We start from the raw sequence: 19,292 nt of genomic DNA, 5'->3' as shown, positions 1-19,292 counted from the left end.
TTGATCCCCACCTATCCCTCCTCGGTTTAACTGATTGGCTCGAAGTGGGGTCTTACTGCCAGTTACATGCGGGATAAACTATTCATTAAAGCAATTAGAAATGAGGGCAGGCATATGATTGAAATTAAAAATGTTACAAAAGACTTTCCTGGCAATAATAAAGCAATCGATTCACTGAATCTAACCATTCCAGATGGAAAGATTGTAGGATTTTTAGGTCCGAATGGTGCTGGCAAATCTACGACAATTAAAATGATGACTGGTATTTTGCCACTTGATAGTGGATCCATTACATTGAACGGATTTGATATCGAAAAAAACGCTCTGGAAGCCAAAAGGATTTTCGGCTATGTCCCGGATCAGCCTGATATGTTTTTGCGCCTTAAAGGGATTGAATATTTAAACTTTATAGGTGATATTTTTGAAGTACCAAAAGAAATTAGAGCAGAACGGATTGAAACATTAACAAAGCAATTTAATATTTATGATGCATTGGATGATTACATTCAAACTTTTTCCCATGGAATGCGGCAAAAAATTATCGTTACCGGAGTATTGATCCATGATCCAGACATATGGATTCTTGATGAGCCATTAACAGGCCTGGATCCAAAGTCTTCCTACATGTTAAAAGAAATGATGCGTGATCACGCTGCAAAAGGAAATACCGTTTTCTTTTCCAGTCATGGCCTCGAAGTTGTTGAACAATTATGTGATGAAGTTGCTATTATTAATAAAGGGCGGCTTATATTCTATGGGAATATTGATGAGCTCAGGGATGAGTATCATACAGATCAGTCCCTTGAAAAGGTATTTCTGGAGCTGACTGACGATGCATAAAACCTGGGTTCTAATAAAAACCATGCTGAAAATGCAGTATTCGAAAGCTGGAGGGAATAGCTCTCAGATTTGGCTTTTGGCTATTGTCATTATTTTTTCTATCCCGCTTCTGGCTCTATACATAGGAATACTGCAAAATTTGATCAGTGAATTATACAACGTGCTGCAGCCATTAGGTCAGGATTCTATTATACCGGGATTATTATTTTTAAGCATTCATATGCTTTTATTCCTGATTAGTTTAATAACAGTAATAAGCGCATTTTATTTTGCAGAGGATATCGAATCATTTATTCCATTTCCTTTAAAAGCCTATCAGCTGTTACTTGGAAAAGCAGCAAGTCCATTTCTATATTTATATTTAACGTCAGGCGCTTTCTTTTTACCTGCATTTTTCATTTACGGAATGGTTAGCGATGCATCTTTAATCTTTTACTTCTATGGAATTATTTTATTTATCCTGCTTCCTATCATTCCATTTACAGTTGCATCCATTCTGTTAATGATTGTCATGCGCTTTGTGAACATTGCCAAAAATAAGGATCGATCAAAGGTTCTTGCAGGAATATTCTCGCTTGCTTTCATTATATTTATCAATGTTGTTATTCGCCTAAATACAAATTCGAATGAAATGATGGCTGATCTTGCCAAATTTATTCAGGAAAAAGACGGGCTGCTTCAAATGGCTACCTCTTTTTATCCGCCAGCATTGTTCAGTACAAGGGCACTTAACGAAACTGCATCATCGGAAGGTTTTCTCTTTTTTCTTCTAATGATTGGTTTGAGTTTGGGAGCATTCTTCCTTTTCATATGGCTTGGTGAGCTTTTCTATTTAAAGGGAGTTTTAGGCCTTGGCTCAGGTAATAAGCGCAAGATTTCACAAAAGAAAATGAAAAAGCAAATAACAGCTCGTCCGGTATGGTTGGCATATATCCAAAAAGAAATACGTATTATCCTGCGTACACCAACATTTTTAATGCAGTGTGTGATTCAAAGCTTATTTGGCCCAATATTCATTCTGATACTTTTAATGCTTGATACAGCTAATTTATCAGGGTTTATGAATTTATTTTCAGAAAAGCATAGCATTCTCATGCTGTTTATTGCAACATTACTAATTTTGGGTGGAAATGCTACTTCCATCTCATCGATTTCACGAGAAGGTAAAAGCTGGCATGCAAATCTGTTCCTTCCATTGGCAACGAAGCAAATATTTTACAGCAAAATTTTAACAGCCTGGCTGATCAATTTATTATCCATTATTCTCATTCTGATTATATTCATCTGGCTACTGCATGTACCGGGAGAAATGATTATAATTTGGCTGATTCTTGCATTGGTGGCAAACTGGTTTACCAGCAGTTTGGGGACTTATCTGGATTTTCTCAAACCAAAGCTAAATTGGACAGATGAGCAGGAAATCTTTAAAGCAAGAATGATTGCTTTTATCGCATTGCTCCTTGAAGCAGGCATATTTGGTATTATCGTTCTAATCTTATGGAATATTGGCGTTCTGGAAGGTCTTTATACAACATCGTTTATATTGTTTTTATGCTTAATGGCAGCCATTTTTACTGTGCAGCTATTACTGAACAAAAAAATCAAAGCAAACGAACATCAACATATATAGAAAAAGAAGATGCAGAGGAATAGAGTCCCCTGCATCTGTTTTTTTATTAATAGCCGCCGTAGCCACCGTAGCCGCCATAACCGCCATAACCGCCACCAGTATAAGCGGTACCGATAATTATTAACAAAATAAATAATACGACTAAGAGTGCAAATCCAGAGCCGTATCCTCCGCCACCTTTACTCATTTCTACCCCTCCCCGTTTTACAGATTAATATAGATTATGCACAGGAAAATCAATTGGGAAGGGCGTTTGTTTAGTTTTAGAAATAGACAGTTATTCCACGGCTGCAATAATCTGCAGTTAAGCTTGAAAAATGTCCATCTCTTAAAGTCTAAAAATATTCTTTTACATTATATATTTTGCCGTTTATAATATTCGTTTCATCTGTCAGAATATCCACAAGAACACCAGCAACAGTATCTGTATCTTTCAGAAGGCCGTTTTCCTTATAATTTTTAAATGTTTCAACATCCGAAAATTCTGATTCAGAACTTGACCGTATTTTTTCCTGCATTGCAGTGTCCATAATCCCCGGACTGAACGCTATCACTTTATTTCCTGTATTTAATTGTTCCTGTTCGAGAGCAACAGTCTCCGTGTATCTGTTTAATGCGGCTTTTGTACTGCAATACACGCTCCAGCCGGATACAGCTCTTTCTGCAGCACCTGAAGAGATTCCTGCAGCAATAAGTGGCACCTCATGTTTACCCGCCTGTTTTAATAAAAAATTTGTGATTGCCATTGGTGCTATTGTATTAACCTGAACATGATATGCCAGATCCTCACTATTAATATCCATAGACTTATTTACAGGTTCGATGACACCAGCGTTGTTCACTAAATACAATACCGTTGGTTCATGTTCAAATACAGCATCCGCAATTTCAGAAAACGTTTCATCAATTGCTTTCAGGTTACTTAAATCACAGCTGTATTGCTGAAAGCTTACATTATTCTGGTAAGCAATTTCCGTTAAACTATCTGATTTACCTCTGGAAATACCAATTACATTAATTCCCTGCTCTAAAAACAATTTAGCAGCCGATTCACCCAATCCGCGCGAAACTCCTGTTACAATTGCAAATTTCATAAAAAAGCCTCCCTTATCCTTATCTCCATTCCTTATCATACCCTGCATTCTCAGCGGAAAAACCAGCCACATTTCTCTTTAACTCACTAAAACCCCATTTTAGGTTATGCTATCATTTTCTCATCTAGATTATAAAACTTCTTCCCTTTGCTGACGGAAAAGAGAAGAAGTTTCAGTAAGATTATTTATTAATTACCTCATTCCAATAATAGACAAGTGTTTCCATCCCTTTATCAAAACTGTCGAGTGGGAAGCTCTCATTAGGTGAGTGCAGGCGGTCATCGGGAGTTCCAAATCCTAACAGGACAATTGGAATATCATAAATTGCTTCAATCCATTCCACTACTGGAATCGATCCTCCCATCCTTACGTACACGGTCTCTTTGCCAAAAGCTTTTGTATAGCTTGCTGCAGCCTTTTCAATAAGCGGATGGTTCGGTTCCACTTTATATGCCTTGGCAGAAAGCTTTTCTTTCTTCACCTCTGCCTTTACACCAGTCGGCGCCACTTTATTTACATGGTCTTCAAGGAATTGCTGGATTTTTTCAGGATCCTGCCCTGGTACCAGGCGGCATGTAATTTTTGCTGTTGCAGATGAAGGTATAATTGTTTTGGTTCCTTCTCCCTGATAGCCTCCGAAAATACCGTTGACTTCGAAAGTCGGCCGTGCCATCGTATGTTCCTTGGCTGTATAACCTTTCTCGGAAGCAGTTTCCTTAACACCAGTCGATGCGGTATAATCTTCACCTTGTACCTGGTCTATCAGCTTTCTTTCTTCATCTGTCAATGGCTCCACATCATCGTAAAATCCATCAACGGTTATAACTTCTTCCGCATTTTTCATCGATGTTAAAATATGGTTCAATGCCATAATTGGATTTCTCACAGCACCACCGTACATTCCAGAGTGCAGGTCATGATCAGGTCCTGTAACAGTGATCTCGATTCCTGTGAACCCTTTTAGTCCATAAAGAATTGTGGGCTGATTTTTGGCAATCATACCAGAATCAGATATTACCGCAAAATCTGCTGTAAACTGTTCTTTTTTGTCATGGAGAATCTTATATAAATTCTCACTGCCGATTTCTTCCTCTCCCTCAATACAGACTTTTACATTAAGGGGAAGCTTCCCTTCCGTTTTCATATATGCTTCAAAGACAGCAAGATGCATAAATACCTGTCCTTTATCATCACTTGAACCGCGGGCATATAGGCGTCCATCCCTTACCTCTGGTTTGAATGGATCACTTTCCCATAAATCAATCGGATCAATTGGCTGAACATCATAATGCCCATAAAACAATACGGTTGGCGCATCAGGTCCCGCACCGTTGTATTCAGCATAAACAAGTGGATGTCCACCAGTTTCTTGTTTTTCAACATTCTCGAAGTTAATTTCATTTAAATATGTAACGATAAAGTCTGCAGCTGCTTCCACATCCTGTTTATGTGAACTGTCTGTGCTGACACTTGGAATTGACAGAAAACCATTTAATTTTTCTAACAGTTTTTCCCTATTCTCCTGTAAGTAGGCTAGCGCTTTTTCACTCATGGCAGATCGATCCCTCCAATAACTTATATTTATAATTCATTCTAGCAAACCATAATCAAAAAGGACAGCCTGGTAAGCTGTCCCCTCAGTTATTGCCCTTTTATCTATTTCAAAGCCACTTTCAAATCTTCAATAAGATCATCTGCATCTTCAATTCCAACAGACAGACGGATGAGACCATCTGTAATTCCAAGTTCATCTCTTCTATCAGCAGGAATCGATGCATGAGTCATTTTTGCAGGAACAGATATTAAGCTTTCAACTGCTCCAAGACTTTCAGCCAGTGTAAAATACTTCACACGGCTCAGAACTTGATCAGCTTTTTCCCCACTGCCTGCATCAAAAGAAATCATACCGCCAAAACCTTTCGCCTGCGATGCGGCAATGTCATGCCCGCGATGGTCTTTTATGCCAGGATAATAGACGGTAGAAACATTGTCATGATTCTGAAGGAATTCCACAATTTTTTGCGAATTCTTTTCAATTGCTTCCATCCTCAGGGCGAGTGTTTTAATACCTCGGAGCAACAGCCATGAATCCTGTGGTCCCAACACTGCACCAACAGAATTTTGAATAAAATGGAGCTCCTCAGCTAAGGCCTCAGTGCCCACAATTACTAATCCTGAAACGACATCACTGTGCCCGCCAATATATTTCGTTGCACTGTGCAGAACAATATCAGCTCCAAGTTCAAGTGGGTTCTGCCAGTATGGTGTTGCAAAAGTATTATCAACAATCAGCAATAAATCATGTTTCTTGGCTATTTCAGACATTTTCTTAATGTTAGTAATTTTAAGCAGTGGATTTGTTGGTGTTTCCACAAATAATGCCTTTGTGTTGTTCTGAATGGCTGCTTCCACTTTTTCTGGGTAGCTTGTATCAACAAATGTATGATCTAAATCAAACCGATTGAGCACCTTTGTCATCAGACGGTATGAACCACCATACACATCATCTGTCATTAAAACATGATCATTTGCCTGAAGCAGCATCATGACAGACGTAACTGCCGCCATACCTGAACCAAATGCAAAGCCCGCTTTCCCATTTTCCAAATCAGCAATCACAGTTTCCAGTGCATGTCTTGTTGGGTTGCCTGTGCGGGAATATTCATAACCTCGATGATTCCCAACACTATCTTGCTTATACGTACTTACCTGATAAATTGGTACTGAAACGGCACCAGTAGCTTCATCACCAGTAATTCCACCATGAATCATCTTCGTTTTTGCGCGCATGTCTCTTCCCCTCTTCAATCGTAAATTTGTTTACTTAAATATCGGTCACTTCCATCAGGAAAAACCGTTACAATTGATGTTCCGGTTTCAGCATTTTCAGCTTCCTGCAATGCCGCATACATAGCTGATCCGGATGAACTGCCAACAAGCAGACCTTCCTTCTCTGCCAATTCCTTCACCATCCTGAAAGCATCATCATCAGATACAGTATGCACCTGATCCATATAGGAACGATCCATATATTCAGGCAGAAATTCCATGCCAATGCCCTCTGTTCGGTGTGGACCTGGCTCTCCTCCTGCGATGATGGATCCAACAGGTTCAACAATCACAGTCTTCACATTCGGATTTTTCTCTTTTAAAAATCGTGAAGTTCCCATAAACGTTCCACCCGAACCTGCTCCGGCCACAAATACATCGACTTCACCATTTAAATCTTTCCATATTTCCGGTGCCAGGGTTTTGTAATATGTTTGTGGATTGGCTGGGTTTGCAAACTGCTGTGGGGAAAAGCTGTTCGGGATTTCCTTAATCAGCTTTTTAGTTTTTTCGATAGCACCAACCATTCCAGCATTCCGGGGTGTATGGATAATAGATGCTCCTAAAGCTTTCATGATCGATTGTTTTTCCTTACTGAAATGTTCTGGAATACAAAAAATAACAGACAGGTTTTGATTGAGTGCGGCAAGTGCCAAACCAATGCCGGTATTTCCGGCAGTTGGTTCAATAATGGTTCCGCCTTCTTTTATTTTCCCATTTTTTAATGCATCCTGAATCAGTTCAATGCCTAGTCTGTCCTTTACACTCCCACCAGGGTTTAAAAATTCCAGCTTCGCATAAATACGAACTCCATCAGGAAAAGATAAACCTGTTATTTCGAGTAATGGAGTATTGCCGATTATTTCTTTCACAGATCTGTAAACCGTCATATTCTTCCCCTCTTAATTCAGCTTAGAAAACTTCATGCCATTCATTACGATGTCCCAGCATTTCTCTTGCAATTTCCTTCGCACCTTCCAGGCTGTGATTCGCTGCCCAGCCGCATTGCACTTCATTGCATGCTGGCACTTCATCTGCTTCGATAACATCATTTAATGTTTTTTCCAGCGTATCCAAGACTTCATCATAGCTGTCATTATTTATAATTGCTAAATAAAAACCAGTCTGACATCCCATCGGCCCAATATCCAGTACATTATCCATATGGTTGCGGATATTTTCTGCCATCAAATGTTCAATCGAATGCAGTCCGTCCATTTTCATGTGCTCTTTATTAGGCTGTTTGAAACGGATATCATATTTATAAACCTTGTCACCATTTGCACCTTCTGTTACGCCTACCAGTCGCACATATGGTGCTTTTACCTTCGTATGATCCAAATTAAAACTTTCAACATTCATTTTTTCAGCCATTTTATTACCTCTCCTTATTTTTCATTGTTTTTTTGCTGTGACTAGCCAGACAAATTCATTCATTTGCTTAAATGTAACATCATAGTTATGAGTTGTAAAAATATTCCGCATTACATCCAGCGTTGGATAATATTCCCTTTCCAGGTCTTCGGCTAAATTCGTAAAACCCCTGTCATAAGCTTGTTTAATAATTTTATCTTTAACAGCTACCGATTCAAACATCGTATCTCCAAAGACAACTTTACCATTTGACGAAAGGATTTTGGAAAATTGACGGACTGCAATTTCCTTTTCGCTGTCTGTTAAATGATGAAATGCATACGTGCTTACAATGGTATCTGCGGATTTAATTTCTGGAAACGTGAGAAAGTCCCCTTCCAGTAAAGGCAATTCCGGAAACTTTTCCAAAGCTATTTCCCGCATTGCCTGAGATGGTTCAATTCCAATAACTTCATACCCGGAATCCAATAACTTTTCTGTCAGATTTCCTGTTCCAACACCAAATTCAAGCACCGTTCCACCAGAAGCACTTGCAACCTCGTTAAGAATTTCATTATAATTTGCAAATACTGCTCTATATTGAGGGTCAACACCTGTTACTGTTGCATCATAGGTCTCTGCCCATTCTTCAAATAAATCAAGAAACTCGCGTCCCATTTCATACTCAACTCCATATTTTTATTAAAACATAGTATTTTACTATGAATAGTATGAATTATTATATGTACTATATTATCACATGTTTCCTGTTTTGTAAAAAAGTGATTGATATTGCGGTCGATCGTAATTCTTAAAATACGGTGCAGAACTGCGTTATCCCTTCAAAGGCCGCATTAGTCCAGTCCGAATCTGCTTTCATTCGATCTCATTCAATGTTTGTTCATTCCAAAACGGCTAAATTTCTATTCAACAAAAAAAGAGTGACTGCTCAGAACAGTCACCCGTCTAACTTGTTTTATTATCTTTCCCGCTCCGGAAATAAACGTTCAATCATATTCCCGAATTGATCAAAGAAACCTTCGATTGGTTCTCCATTATCCATATCATCAACGTAATTATTCGTTAAATCAACAAAATCCGGATTTGTTGATACATAAACATTATCAATGTCGTTATCAACTGATTTTACTATATCAGCGATTTTGTCCTTTACTTCATCGGTTAGTTCATCACCATTATCATTGTTGTTCCTATCACCATTGTCTTGATTCTGATCATTATTTCTGTCCGCGTCGTTTCCGTTGTTATTTTGGTCGCGGTTATTTCTGTCATTATCAAGATTTGCCGCTACATATGCATTATTTTCAGTTGTAAGCACATAAGCATTATCAATTTCAACAATTTCATCAGCTATACGGTCAGCTGCTTCGCCCGCAACGTCATACCGGTCATTTCTGTTATTGTTATTGTCATTTCTATCCTGTGCCCTGTCGGAAGTTCTTCTCATGTTATAGTCACGATCGCCATCCAAGCCATCATTGTTATTGTATCGGGTCGGTTCGATATTATTATTATCCAATGCCCCTTCATCATTGTTGTTATCGTCCATGTTTCCGCAGCCCACAAGAGCCAGAGTTATGACCAATATTGCACTAAAAAGTTTCCACTTCATTTTAAATCCTCCTTACAATTTTGTTTTTAGTATGTTCCAGAGGATTTATTTTATTCTTTAAGAAATGTGCACCTTTTTTTGGAAACTACACCATTTTTGTGTCAGACAATATATATAAAATAAGGAGACAATAGAAATAACCCTTTATATGACAAGGAGGGGTAAAATGGATATTCCTGATTATGATAAAGCTTTGTACTACACCCTCTGGGGCCAATGGGATGACTTGCTTGTGCTTATGGTTCGCACACCTGATGATATGCTGTCAAAGAAAATACAATTATTTTTAAATGCCTACCATTATTCTTTGGATCAAACAAAAATACTGACCAGCCACGATAACCTTCTTTATTATATAGAGCATGCCATGAAACAGGATCCCACAGTAACGATGGAGATATGATCCTGGCAAAAGCGAAAAGAGACCATCAGTGCTTAGGCTGACGGTCTCTTTTTAGTGGTTATGGCCTTTTCCATTGTTATTGCCCTTTCCACTATAATTGTGTTTTCCATTACCATTGTTTTTATGTTTGCCTTGGCCATTGTTATCATGTTTGCCTTTTCCATTATTTCCGTATTTACCATGTCCATTGCTATCAAATTTACCCTGTTCATTGTTCCTGTCTTTTCCATTACCATTATTTTTATGTTTGTTTTGGTATTTCTTATGTTTATGTTTATTTTCGTTCTTATGGTTTTTTTTCATATCCTTATGCTGGTGTTTATTGGCTTTATCTTTTCCATTATCGTTTTTCTTTTCTCTGTTGTTATTATGTTTAGCTTTATTTTTACCGTTGGAGTTAATTGCGCCGTTTTTTCCCTTTAATTCACTCGGATGAGTTTTCTCTTTAGTATTTTTCTCTTTATTTCTTTTTATATTTTCTTCCTGATTTTTTTCAATTTTCATCGGTTTGGAATTATTATTTGTTTCTTTAGGTGTTATTTCAATTGTATCATTAAGGGTGTTATCTTTTGAATGATTATTATCAGTATTATAAAAAGATTGAATAATTGCTCTGTCTTTATCATCCATTGATTCATCCCGTTTTTTATTAATTGCTTTGGTTTGATCAGTTTTAATAATAGTTGATGCCATAACTTCATTCATTGATTTTTTTTTCTTATTAGCTTCTTCTCTGACAGTTAAAGGGACATTAAATGCAGCAATTTCCCATTCCGTATTATTTTTTAAGAGAAAACGTTCCAGATTATCAAGAATGGATATTTTTTCATTTTTATCCGTGGTGTAGCTGACTCCGAGAAGCATATTTTTATTATTATTTATTAATCCTGTTTCTGCCGTTTTATCCATAATTCTTTCAATAACTGTTTGCAGCTTCACATCTTCATATGATTCCAATTGATTAAGTATTATTTTAGCGTCATTATTTAACGGACGGATAGACCTTACCAGTAATTCTTCGTCAATTTCCAGCTCGATACTTGGGTTAATATCAATATTCACATATGCATAGGTTTTGCTGGTACCCATAAGAAAATAAAATGGCAAAGCTAATAATAACAGTACACAAACTGTCGCAAGTAATTGGAAACGAACATTTATCTTTTTACTGGGAAAGAAAAATAGTTTCGCCTTTTTTTCTAATTCCAGCGATTTATAAGACACTTCGGCACCTATCATTGCATTCTCAATTGGAATAGCTTTATGGAAAACACCTTCTCTAGTCATGATAATTGTGTACTTCTTATGCTTTTCCATTACGATTCCTTTTTTCACTTACCCACCCCCTTCAAATAGTCCTTCAGATACATAAAATCTTCACTCAGGACGATAAATATCGCTAAAATAAATTTCCGATTGCGTTCCAGGGTTTTTTTACTTACATCTACAACTTTCAATAAATCTTTTATCGGCAGCTTTTTCTTACGATGAACATGTTCTCTTAATCCATCATCCTCAAAAATCATCCGCGCAATGCCTACAGCGGAATCACGGGCATCCCTATGTTTTGGTGCAACTTCTGTCAGCTCTGCAAGAGAAATTTTATACTCTTTTAGCTTTTGTGTAAATTCAGCAATTTCCTCACGGCGATACCAAGCATCCTGCTCCTGCTGATACATTTTCTTTACTGCAACTATTTCTGTCGGATTTTCCATCTGTTCTGCATCATACGTTTCGTCCAATGATACAGCAACTGGCTTTTTCTGTGTGTAGCGAATATAGTCAATAACCTTTCGTTTCACGACAAGCTTGGCGAAAGAAAGAAATGAGCTTCCCCGATCTGATGAATAGGAAAGTATGGCCTCATTAAATGCCGATAATCCAATACTGAACTCATCATCTCTCTTTGGATCAATATAACGTTTGCAAACTTCCGATACACATTTAGCGATAAATGGCTGATATGATTGCAGCAAATAATTTTGTGCGTGCTGATCTCCCTGCTGCACCATTGCAATCATCTCTTCCAGGGGTATGTCTTTTAATGATTTTCTCATCATCAACTGGCAGCACCCCCAGTCATTATAAAATACGTATTATGATTTTTATTTTTGGGTGTAGTTTTTGAGTAAAAAATATCTATATATAACACGATGTATCCACCATCTTTATTTATATTTATCTCTTCATTAATTTTTTATGGGTGTTTCGCTTTTCTTCTGAACTTGAAATTATAAACTTTGGTATTTATATTGTGAACTTTGGCATATTGGCAATTTTGTCGAAAAAAGGAAGAGTTTTCAGCACGATTCGTACTGATCGATCCTATATCATCCAATAAGATTAATCTTAACGTACTGTAATACCTGTTGCTATCACATTTAAATTACAATTTGTTTAAATAACAGTTACCGGCATATGTCGAAATTTATTTCAACTCAGCTTTCCTGCCCAATTTCAGGCAAAAAATATGCCTCTAGCTTTTGCTAGAGACATTTGTAATTCAAAAGTTAACTTACTGCAGATCTGTCAGCATGCTTCCTTTTTCCTTATATAATTTCTTCAGCTTTACTTCTTCCAGGGTTGTTTTTATATAAATGTCATTTTCAAACCAATCAGCAGATTCAATTGCCTCTGTCTCGAAAAGATAAAGTTGTTCCTCCGTCATGCTCTCACTGCTTTGTACAATAATATAGCGTAATTTCCAGTTTTCATCATCATAGATCATGTCTGCTACTGTCCCGATCTTGCCATCATTTGCATGAACTTTAAAACCAAATGTTTCATCTTCACTTCGGAGATCATAATTCAATCCTGAATCAACGGGGGCATCCCTGAGCTGTACATCTTCATGTTTTTTGAACTCTTCCATTGGGTAATCATTTGGTCCCCACAGCATATTGCCGGTCCAATATTTCGTCCAGCCATAATAGCCTACCAGTGAATTTTCCACATCTTTAGTAATAAAAGATTCATCCGGGATGGACGGACTGTTGCGGATTGTTTCTTTATCGTATTTGACTTCCAAAAATTTATCTGCTTCATTCAGCGTTAGAAAAGAGGATGGTGATAATAAAACACGCCTGCCTGGAAGCCATTTTCTGGTATCGATTACAGCATAGCGTATTGCCCATTTATTATCATCAAAATATAAATCTTTTACTTTCCCCATTTCTCCATCTGATGCATGTATGTTATAGGTTTTTAAATCTGAGGTTAGGTAAAACATATATAACGCCTCCTTTAAACGGTTTATATATTTTATACCCCTATTCATTTTTAATGAAACCAACTATAGTTACCTACTGTTTTGCATAATAATAATCGATCGGTACAAACAAGCCTACTCTGCCATGTTGATCATGATCCAGTGTTGCAAATATTACCCCGATCACCTCACCACCATCATTGATCACAGGACTGCCGCTGTTTCCCCGGTATACGGGTGCTTCAATCATAAGAACTTCCTGTTCCCAGCTTGATAGCTGTGTATAGCCGATAATCGAACCTTCATTGGCAATGCCGTTAAATCTTAGTGGATTACCGATGAAATTGATGGTTTCATCAGGCTGAAATTCGGTTTGGTCAGCTAATGTTAAATGTGGCATGTCTTTTTGATTTGTTTCTAGAACAGCCAGATCGATGGAAGGATAGATTTCCGTTACATCTGCAGAGAACAATCCCTCATCTGGAAAGGCAACAGTGACCTTTTCTTTTCCCTCAATGACATGGTGATTCGTTATGATTCTGCCATCATCTGAAATCGCAAAACCTGTACCCTTACTATCTTCAGTTTCAACAACTACTACTGCTTTTTTATATGCTTGAATATCATCCTGGGCAGATAGCTTTGCTGAGGTAATTAAAAAATCGATTGCCGGGATGGAAAATGTCTGTGGCAATAATGCTGCAGCATTAAAAACAAGTGCAAACGCAATTAACCAAAACGCCCATTTGGGAAATGGACGTTTTGGTTTGGGTTCTTTCTCTTCTTTCGCTCTGGCTAATGCCTTCTGTCTTGCTTCCTGAACTAATTCATATATTTCTTCATCATCAAAGTCTTCATAAAGATCTTCATCGATAATGTCATGATTTTTATCTTCTTTCCGAGTCATGCCTATCACCCCGTCAAACGTGTAGAAGCATTTATACAGCAGCCTTTTTTCTTCCCTGCTGCATTTGATACATCTGATAATATAACCCTTTTTCTTTAATCAGTTTATCATGATTTCCTTGTTCCTTTATTGTACCATGTTCCAGCACGAATATCTTATCAGCTTGCTGTATCGTTGATAAACGGTGTGCAATTACAAGTGTTGTTCTGCCTTTTTTTAACACATCCAATGCCCTTTGGATAATGCTCTCCGTTTCGGTATCAATATTAGCCGTAGCTTCATCTAAAATAAGGATAGCAGGATCAAATGCCAATGCTCTGGCAAAAGAAAGTAATTGTCTTTCCCCAAGTGAAAACGTACTTCCACCTTCTGTGACTTTTTCATCGTATGAGTTAGGCATTTTTTCAATAAACCGGTCAGCTCCCACAGTTTTTAACGCCTGAATTGCTTTTTGTCTGGAGATAGCCGGATCATTCATTGTTACATTTGAAATGATCGTCCCGGAAAACAGAAATGGATCCTGCAAAACAATTCCCATATGACTTCTCACCTGCTGCCTGGACCAGTCCTGTGTACTGAAACCATCAATGGTTATACGGCCTTTTTGAGGATCATAAAAACGAAATAACAGATTCATAATTGAGCTTTTCCCTGATCCTGTATGGCCGACAAATGCTGCTGTTTCACCAGCTTTAACCGCAAACGAAATATCCCTTAGAACATAATCATCTTCGTTATAAGCAAAAGACACATCATTAAACAGGATATTCCCCCGGTATTTGTCTACTTTTTCATTTACAATATTTTCACCATCATGATCAATTAACTCAAATACACGGCTTCCAGCCACACGCGCCTGTTCAATGAGCGGCAGCTGGTTAACAATATCCGTAACAGGCTCGAATAATCGCGTTAAATAATCAACAAAGGCATAGAGCATCCCAATTGAAATGATACTTTCAGGTCCAAATGAAGATGATCCAAAATACCAGATAAAGCCAACAAAGGCAAGGTTACGAAATACGGTAACAAGATTATAGGATGTTAGTGAGCTTAATTTCACCAGTTTACGCTGAAAAATGAAATGACGCTCATTTAACTCTTCAAAATCTTCCTTTGTTTTCTTTTCCCGCCGGAATGCCTGAATAATCGGCATTCCCTGGATAGCTTCGTTAATATTGCCATTAATTTCACTGATAGTTGAACGAATCACCTTATTATATTTCGTTCCAAAATGCTTATATACCTTCATCCAGATAAAAATTAACGGGATTAACAATAAACACATGGCAGCAAGTTTGGCATCCAGGATAAATAATGCCACAAATATTCCCGCCACATAGATAACACTTGTTACAACAATTGATAAAACACGCTCATATAGATCCCGAATTGCCTCGGTGTCATTCGTGATGCGTGCAACAATCTTGCCTGCAGGCTGATCCACATAGTAATTTATTGGGATACGCTGGGTGTGCTCAAATAAATCATTACGCATTTTTTTAACAATCTGATTGGACGATTTTTGCAGTAAAAATGTTTGATAAAACTGGAAAAAACCAGCGATAACCAGAAGTACCATATACAGCCCCAATAAAAACAATATGGGTTTCTGTTCAGGCTTAAAGAACGGATATATTTCTGCCAATGACAGCTTTTCACCTTCAAATATAAATGTTTCTTCGGCAGTAGAAATCGTAATACGGTTATTTTCCGCACTTCTTTCCCCTTGCAATGGCACTTCTTCATTTACAAAGTAATAAGCTGTACCGACTTGAAAAATAGTAACTGGATCTCCTGTTGGTTGATCATTATTTGTTAACCGGTCCTCTCTTTTGTAATTACTGTCCTTATAAGAAACCGTATTCTCATCATCTGCTGTCAAAACTTCCTGCCAATTTCCTTCGACACCTAGAATATGTTCATCAATAACTGTTTTTGCAATCAGCGGCCCAGCCAGTTCAAGTGCTACTGCAATTATTAAGCAGCCTAACCCGATTAATATCCCCTTTTTATAATACAGCGCATAATTAAATAAACGTTTTTCCGTTGATGGCTTCATAATCAGACACCTCCCTTATCATCCAGCTGCTGCTGGCTGTATTGTTCTTTGTACCAGCCACCCAGTTTCAGCAGCGCTTCATGTGTTCCTTCTTCGATAATTTTTCCATCTTCAAACACAATAATATGATCTGCATGTGTTACTGCAGACAGCCGATGTGCTGCAATAAATGTTGTTTTATTCTTCCTTTCTTTTTTCAAGTGTTCGATAATCTTAGCCTCTGTTTTTCCATCAACTGCAGACATGGAATCATCCAGGATCAAAATCTCCGGATCCTTAATGAAAGCCCGTGCCAAAGCCACCCGCTGCTTTTGACCGCCGGATAATGTGACACCACTCTCTCCGACCTGTGTGTCCAGACCACCAGGCAGCTGCTTGATATCTTCAAGAAAATATGCCAAATCCATCACACGATAAATTTCCTGATCAGATGCATCGGATTTGCCAAATTGAATATTTTCCCGGATCGTTTTAGAAAACATAATCTGATCCTGTGGCACATAACCAATCCATGATCTCATTTGTTCCATGCTGATTTCCCTCAGGTCGACATCAGAAATCGTTATTTTCCCTTCTAATCCAGGGTACTGCTTAAGCAATAATTTAAATAATGTTGTTTTTCCTGCACCAGTTTTTCCAACTACTCCAATTGTCTGTCCCCGCACCAGATTTAGTGAGATATTGCTTAATTGTTTTAAATCAGCAGATGGATAGGAAAATGAGACATCCTCAAAATGAATGGATTCAACCTCAGCAACTGTTTTTGGATAGGCTGTATCTTTAACATCTGCTTCATAATCTAGGGTTTCATTCACCCGATCCAGTGAGGCGTTTCCACGCTGCAGGATATTAATCAGTTCGCCCACCGCAAACATTGGCCAGATTAACATCCCTAAATAAACATTAAATGTTACCAGATCTCCCAATGTGAGTTTGTTTTCAAATACAAGCAATGCTCCATACCCAAGTCCTATTGTGTAGGAAAGACCAACAAGTATTGTCATCGTTGGTTCAAACAATGCATCGATTTTGGCTACTTCAATATTCTTTTGATAAACATCCTCCGTCATATTCCTGAAGCGTTTCGCATCCTGCTTTTCCTGTACAAATGCACGAATCACACGTACTCCTCGTATCGATTCAAGGACTTCATTGTTCATATCTCCAAATGCTTCTTGAGCTTTTGTAAAACGTGCATGAATTGCTGCCCCGTATTTATTCATCACGACAGCCATTATTGGCAATGGAATAAGTGCAGCAAGTGTTAATTTCCAACTGATTGTAAATCCCATCATGGCAACAATCATCAGCATAAAAATACTGGAATCTACAAGTGTCAATACTCCAAAACCTGCAGTAAGGCTAATGGCTTTTAAATCATTTGTACTCCTTGCCATTAAATCCCCTGTACGATATTTGCCGAAAAATGTTGGAGTCATTTGCAAAAAATGATCCATTAAGCGACTTCTGGTCCATCTCTCTAAAATAACAGCACCGCCAAAAAGTGTATAATCCCATAAAAATGAAATCCCGTAATGGACGAATGTCAGCACAAGATAGCCAAGTACAATTGCGATCAGCAGCTGCATTGTCAATGTTTCAAATTGAATCTTATCAATTGTAAAACCTACAAGCTTTGGTGGTATTAACCCAATGGCACTTGCAATAATTAAGGAAATGATTGCGAAAACATACCTTTTCCAATAATGCTTAAAAAACCAATCTAACTTCTTAAAAACCTGAAACATAAAATCACCTGCTCTTCTCTCTCTTTTCTTTCGAACCAAACAAAAAAAGCATACGCCTGTGCCGACGTATGCAATCAATGAATGGACTGCACGTAAAACATGCAAATCCCACCCTTATAAATTACAAAAAGGCCACAGACCTATGTGACCTCCAAAATTTAGCTTATATTTGGCTAATATAAATCCGGATTCTTACCGGTGAAGGTCACAGCATATATAAACTTGTTTTGGGATAAATTCATTCTTTTTTGCATTACAATGACCTCCTTTCATTTTTTAGTTCTCAATAATTATAGTATTTAGAATTTTTTAAGTCAACTACTTTTTTTAAAAAACAAACAAAAAAGAGAATTACTCAATTTGTGAGGAATTCTCTCATGAGAAAAAGAGGGTATTCCATTCAATGTACATTGGATTCAAAATCAGTCTTACTACTCAGCCCCAGTTTTACCATGGCCTGAACTTTCTCATATGGTACATTGGTGGATCGGGAAATTTCTTCGAGTGAAACTTGTGGGTTCTTCCTGATAAAGCTGCGAACATTATTGCTTTCATTTAAACATGTTGCGCACATCATAAATGGACTGCTTTCCATTGGTTCCTTACACAATCGGCAATTTCGAACAAACTCTCCCATTTCCTCACCCCTTATATATTTGTTATTGTAATATTACACCATTCGCCAAATTAGAACAATGAATTTTCCAAAAAATGATTCTTTGGTCATATTTAACTTTTATTGAATAAAAAGAAATATATAATTGCATCTTATCAGTAGTGAATTTCACTACATAGCTGTTTTATTTCGTAAAATAGTACAACATGCAACAGGAATCGATACTTTTCAACTATAAAAACGGCGATTACGTGACAGTTTACATCGATTGTAAAAAGTCATCAGATTTCCTAATTTACTGAAAAACTGCTATAGTTTTTTTATAAACAAAAAAGGAGCTGAGGTAATTGCACTTTGAGGAAATGCTTGAATACAACAAACAATTTGTAGATGGAAAAAGATATGAACCTTACAAAACAGATAGTATCCCTAATAAACGAATGGTAATTTTCACATGTATGGAATCACGTTTGGTAGAACTGCTGCCACGTGCATTGAACATTCAAAATGGTGATGTGAAAATGTTAAAAAACGCAGGTGCAATTATTCGGAAACCCTTTGACAGCATTATGAAAAGCATCCTGGTTGCTGTTTATAACCTAAAGGCTGAAGAAGTCGTTGTTATCGGACACCATGATTGCGGTATGTCACATGTCGATACGAATGCTTTAACAGAAACGATGAAAAAACGCGGAATTGAAGAAAAAAAGCTAAATACTCTTACACATGCCGGAATTGATTTCCACGAGGAATTTCACGGGTTTGATACTGTAGAGGAATCAGTTCAGCAAAGCGTGAATATCATTCGCGACCACCCCCTTCTTCCATCAGAAGTAAAGGTCCACGGTCTTGTAATTGATCCAGGAACAGGAAAAGTAGATATTGTTTCAAAAGAAAATTAATAGGATGAACTGTCACAATATAAGTTGTGGCAGTTTTTTCATTTTCTCCTTATATTTTCTCTTCTTC

18 protein-coding genes and 1 pseudogene are annotated in these 19,292 nt (G+C 37.6%); 4 read left to right on the top strand and 15 right to left on the bottom strand.

The genetic code is table 11. The features are described from left to right. Positions 1–114: 114 nt before the first annotated feature. Both CIL03_RS14425 and CIL03_RS14420 read left to right on the top strand, forming a co-directional pair. Entirely contained in the window at positions 115–840 is a 726-nt protein-coding gene (locus tag CIL03_RS14425; RefSeq protein WP_094886581.1) for an ABC transporter ATP-binding protein, read from the top strand. Then, a complete protein-coding gene (locus CIL03_RS14420; RefSeq protein ID WP_094886580.1) occupies positions 833–2,470 on the top strand; it encodes a putative ABC transporter permease subunit in 1,638 nt (545 codons plus the stop codon). The genes CIL03_RS14425 and CIL03_RS14420 overlap by 8 nt, the downstream gene beginning before the upstream one ends. 100 nt (positions 2,471–2,570) lie before the next feature. Here the strand turns inward: CIL03_RS14420 and CIL03_RS20160 are convergent. The 8 genes and pseudogenes from CIL03_RS20160 to CIL03_RS14380 all read right to left on the bottom strand — a co-directional run. Next, positions 2,571–2,657, bottom strand: a pseudogene (locus tag CIL03_RS20160) (YjcZ family sporulation protein); the annotation flags it as partial. Positions 2,658–2,805: 148 nt separating this feature from the next. Continuing rightward, positions 2,806–3,564 (bottom strand): (S)-benzoin forming benzil reductase, encoded by a 759-nt coding sequence (locus tag CIL03_RS14410; protein ID WP_094886684.1) that lies wholly within the window; start codon positions 3,562–3,564, stop codon positions 2,806–2,808. A gap of 181 nt (positions 3,565–3,745) precedes the next feature. Continuing rightward, positions 3,746–5,116, bottom strand: a complete 1,371-nt coding sequence (locus CIL03_RS14405; RefSeq protein ID WP_094886578.1) for a dipeptidase — start codon at positions 5,114–5,116, stop codon at positions 3,746–3,748. Positions 5,117–5,220: 104 nt separating this feature from the next. After that, complete coding sequence (locus CIL03_RS14400) at positions 5,221–6,354, bottom strand: bifunctional cystathionine gamma-lyase/homocysteine desulfhydrase (RefSeq protein WP_094886577.1); 1,134 nt, start codon at positions 6,352–6,354, stop codon at positions 5,221–5,223. Between the two features lie 14 nt (positions 6,355–6,368). Then, entirely contained in the window at positions 6,369–7,283 is a 915-nt protein-coding gene (locus CIL03_RS14395) for a PLP-dependent cysteine synthase family protein (protein ID WP_094886576.1), read from the bottom strand. A gap of 22 nt (positions 7,284–7,305) precedes the next feature. Beyond that, positions 7,306–7,767: an S-ribosylhomocysteine lyase gene (locus CIL03_RS14390; RefSeq protein WP_094886575.1), complete on the bottom strand. Its 462-nt coding sequence runs from the start codon at positions 7,765–7,767 to the stop codon at positions 7,306–7,308. A gap of 21 nt (positions 7,768–7,788) precedes the next feature. Then, entirely contained in the window at positions 7,789–8,424 is a 636-nt protein-coding gene (locus CIL03_RS14385) for a class I SAM-dependent DNA methyltransferase (RefSeq protein ID WP_094886574.1), read from the bottom strand. Between the two features lie 301 nt (positions 8,425–8,725). Next, positions 8,726–9,379 carry a YhcN/YlaJ family sporulation lipoprotein gene (locus CIL03_RS14380; protein ID WP_094886573.1) on the bottom strand — a complete coding sequence of 218 codons (654 nt, stop codon included), beginning with the start codon at positions 9,377–9,379 and terminating at the stop codon, positions 8,726–8,728. A gap of 166 nt (positions 9,380–9,545) precedes the next feature. Here CIL03_RS14380 and CIL03_RS14375 point away from each other — a divergent pair, with 166 nt between their 5' ends. Continuing rightward, positions 9,546–9,782, top strand: coding sequence for a YhdB family protein (locus tag CIL03_RS14375; protein WP_094886572.1), 237 nt, complete (start codon positions 9,546–9,548; stop codon positions 9,780–9,782). A gap of 51 nt (positions 9,783–9,833) precedes the next feature. Here CIL03_RS14375 and CIL03_RS14370 read toward each other — a convergent pair whose 3' ends face one another. From CIL03_RS14370 to CIL03_RS14340, 7 genes are all read right to left on the bottom strand, one after another. Beyond that, positions 9,834–11,117: an anti-sigma-I factor RsgI family protein gene (locus tag CIL03_RS14370; RefSeq protein WP_094886571.1), complete on the bottom strand. Its 1,284-nt coding sequence runs from the start codon at positions 11,115–11,117 to the stop codon at positions 9,834–9,836. Beyond that, on the bottom strand, positions 11,114–11,842 hold the full coding sequence (gene sigI / locus CIL03_RS14365) for an RNA polymerase sigma factor SigI (protein WP_094886570.1): 729 nt from the start codon (positions 11,840–11,842) through the stop codon (positions 11,114–11,116). Before sigI ends, CIL03_RS14370 begins: the two co-directional genes overlap by 4 nt. Before the next feature lie 455 nt (positions 11,843–12,297). Then, positions 12,298–13,011 carry a PRC-barrel domain-containing protein gene (locus CIL03_RS14360; RefSeq protein WP_094886569.1) on the bottom strand — a complete coding sequence of 238 codons (714 nt, stop codon included), beginning with the start codon at positions 13,009–13,011 and terminating at the stop codon, positions 12,298–12,300. Between the two features lie 73 nt (positions 13,012–13,084). Then, entirely contained in the window at positions 13,085–13,897 is an 813-nt protein-coding gene (locus CIL03_RS14355) for a S1C family serine protease (protein WP_094886568.1), read from the bottom strand. A 31-nt stretch (positions 13,898–13,928) separates the two neighbouring features. After that, positions 13,929–15,959, bottom strand: coding sequence for an ABC transporter ATP-binding protein (locus CIL03_RS14350; RefSeq protein ID WP_094886567.1), 2,031 nt, complete (start codon positions 15,957–15,959; stop codon positions 13,929–13,931). Positions 15,960–15,961: 2 nt separating this feature from the next. Continuing rightward, positions 15,962–17,707, bottom strand: a complete 1,746-nt coding sequence (locus CIL03_RS14345; RefSeq protein WP_094886566.1) for an ABC transporter ATP-binding protein — start codon at positions 17,705–17,707, stop codon at positions 15,962–15,964. Between the two features lie 400 nt (positions 17,708–18,107). Then, entirely contained in the window at positions 18,108–18,344 is a 237-nt protein-coding gene (locus CIL03_RS14340) for a hypothetical protein (protein WP_094886565.1), read from the bottom strand. 341 nt (positions 18,345–18,685) lie between these two features. Between CIL03_RS14340 and CIL03_RS14335 the strand changes: the two genes are divergently transcribed. Beyond that, complete coding sequence (locus tag CIL03_RS14335; protein WP_133087836.1) at positions 18,686–19,225, top strand: beta-class carbonic anhydrase; 540 nt, start codon at positions 18,686–18,688, stop codon at positions 19,223–19,225. The last annotated feature ends 67 nt before the right edge of the window (positions 19,226–19,292 follow it).

Source organism: Virgibacillus indicus, assembly GCF_002266285.1.
Classification (GTDB): Bacteria; Bacillota; Bacilli; order Bacillales; family Amphibacillaceae; genus Virgibacillus_K; species Virgibacillus_K indicus.
The sequence above is the reverse complement of the archived record's forward strand: the minus strand, read 5'-3'. Positions and strand labels throughout refer to the sequence as shown.

What these genes read in the sequence shown, in the direction of transcription:
- CIL03_RS14425 (WP_094886581.1), top strand. Translation starts at nt 115, where the DNA reads ATGATTGAAATTAAAAATGTTACAAAAGACTTTCCTGGCAATAATAAA.
- CIL03_RS14420 (WP_094886580.1), top strand. Translation starts at nt 833, where the DNA reads ATGCATAAAACCTGGGTTCTAATAAAAACCATGCTGAAAATGCAGTAT.
- CIL03_RS14410 (WP_094886684.1), bottom strand. Translation starts at nt 3,564, where the DNA reads ATGAAATTTGCAATTGTAACAGGAGTTTCGCGCGGATTGGGTGAATCG.
- CIL03_RS14405 (WP_094886578.1), bottom strand. Translation starts at nt 5,116, where the DNA reads ATGAGTGAAAAAGCGCTAGCCTACTTACAGGAGAATAGGGAAAAACTG.
- CIL03_RS14400 (WP_094886577.1), bottom strand. Translation starts at nt 6,354, where the DNA reads ATGCGCGCAAAAACGAAGATGATTCATGGTGGAATTACTGGTGATGAA.
- CIL03_RS14395 (WP_094886576.1), bottom strand. Translation starts at nt 7,283, where the DNA reads ATGACGGTTTACAGATCTGTGAAAGAAATAATCGGCAATACTCCATTA.
- CIL03_RS14390 (WP_094886575.1), bottom strand. Translation starts at nt 7,767, where the DNA reads ATGGCTGAAAAAATGAATGTTGAAAGTTTTAATTTGGATCATACGAAG.
- CIL03_RS14385 (WP_094886574.1), bottom strand. Translation starts at nt 8,424, where the DNA reads ATGGGACGCGAGTTTCTTGATTTATTTGAAGAATGGGCAGAGACCTAT.
- CIL03_RS14380 (WP_094886573.1), bottom strand. Translation starts at nt 9,379, where the DNA reads ATGAAGTGGAAACTTTTTAGTGCAATATTGGTCATAACTCTGGCTCTT.
- CIL03_RS14375 (WP_094886572.1), top strand. Translation starts at nt 9,546, where the DNA reads ATGGATATTCCTGATTATGATAAAGCTTTGTACTACACCCTCTGGGGC.
- sigI (WP_094886570.1), bottom strand. Translation starts at nt 11,842, where the DNA reads ATGATGAGAAAATCATTAAAAGACATACCCCTGGAAGAGATGATTGCA.
- CIL03_RS14360 (WP_094886569.1), bottom strand. Translation starts at nt 13,011, where the DNA reads ATGTTTTACCTAACCTCAGATTTAAAAACCTATAACATACATGCATCA.
- CIL03_RS14355 (WP_094886568.1), bottom strand. Translation starts at nt 13,897, where the DNA reads ATGACTCGGAAAGAAGATAAAAATCATGACATTATCGATGAAGATCTT.
- CIL03_RS14350 (WP_094886567.1), bottom strand. Translation starts at nt 15,959, where the DNA reads ATGAAGCCATCAACGGAAAAACGTTTATTTAATTATGCGCTGTATTAT.
- CIL03_RS14345 (WP_094886566.1), bottom strand. Translation starts at nt 17,707, where the DNA reads ATGTTTCAGGTTTTTAAGAAGTTAGATTGGTTTTTTAAGCATTATTGG.
- CIL03_RS14340 (WP_094886565.1), bottom strand. Translation starts at nt 18,344, where the DNA reads ATGGGAGAGTTTGTTCGAAATTGCCGATTGTGTAAGGAACCAATGGAA.
- CIL03_RS14335 (WP_133087836.1), top strand. Translation starts at nt 18,686, where the DNA reads ATGCTTGAATACAACAAACAATTTGTAGATGGAAAAAGATATGAACCT.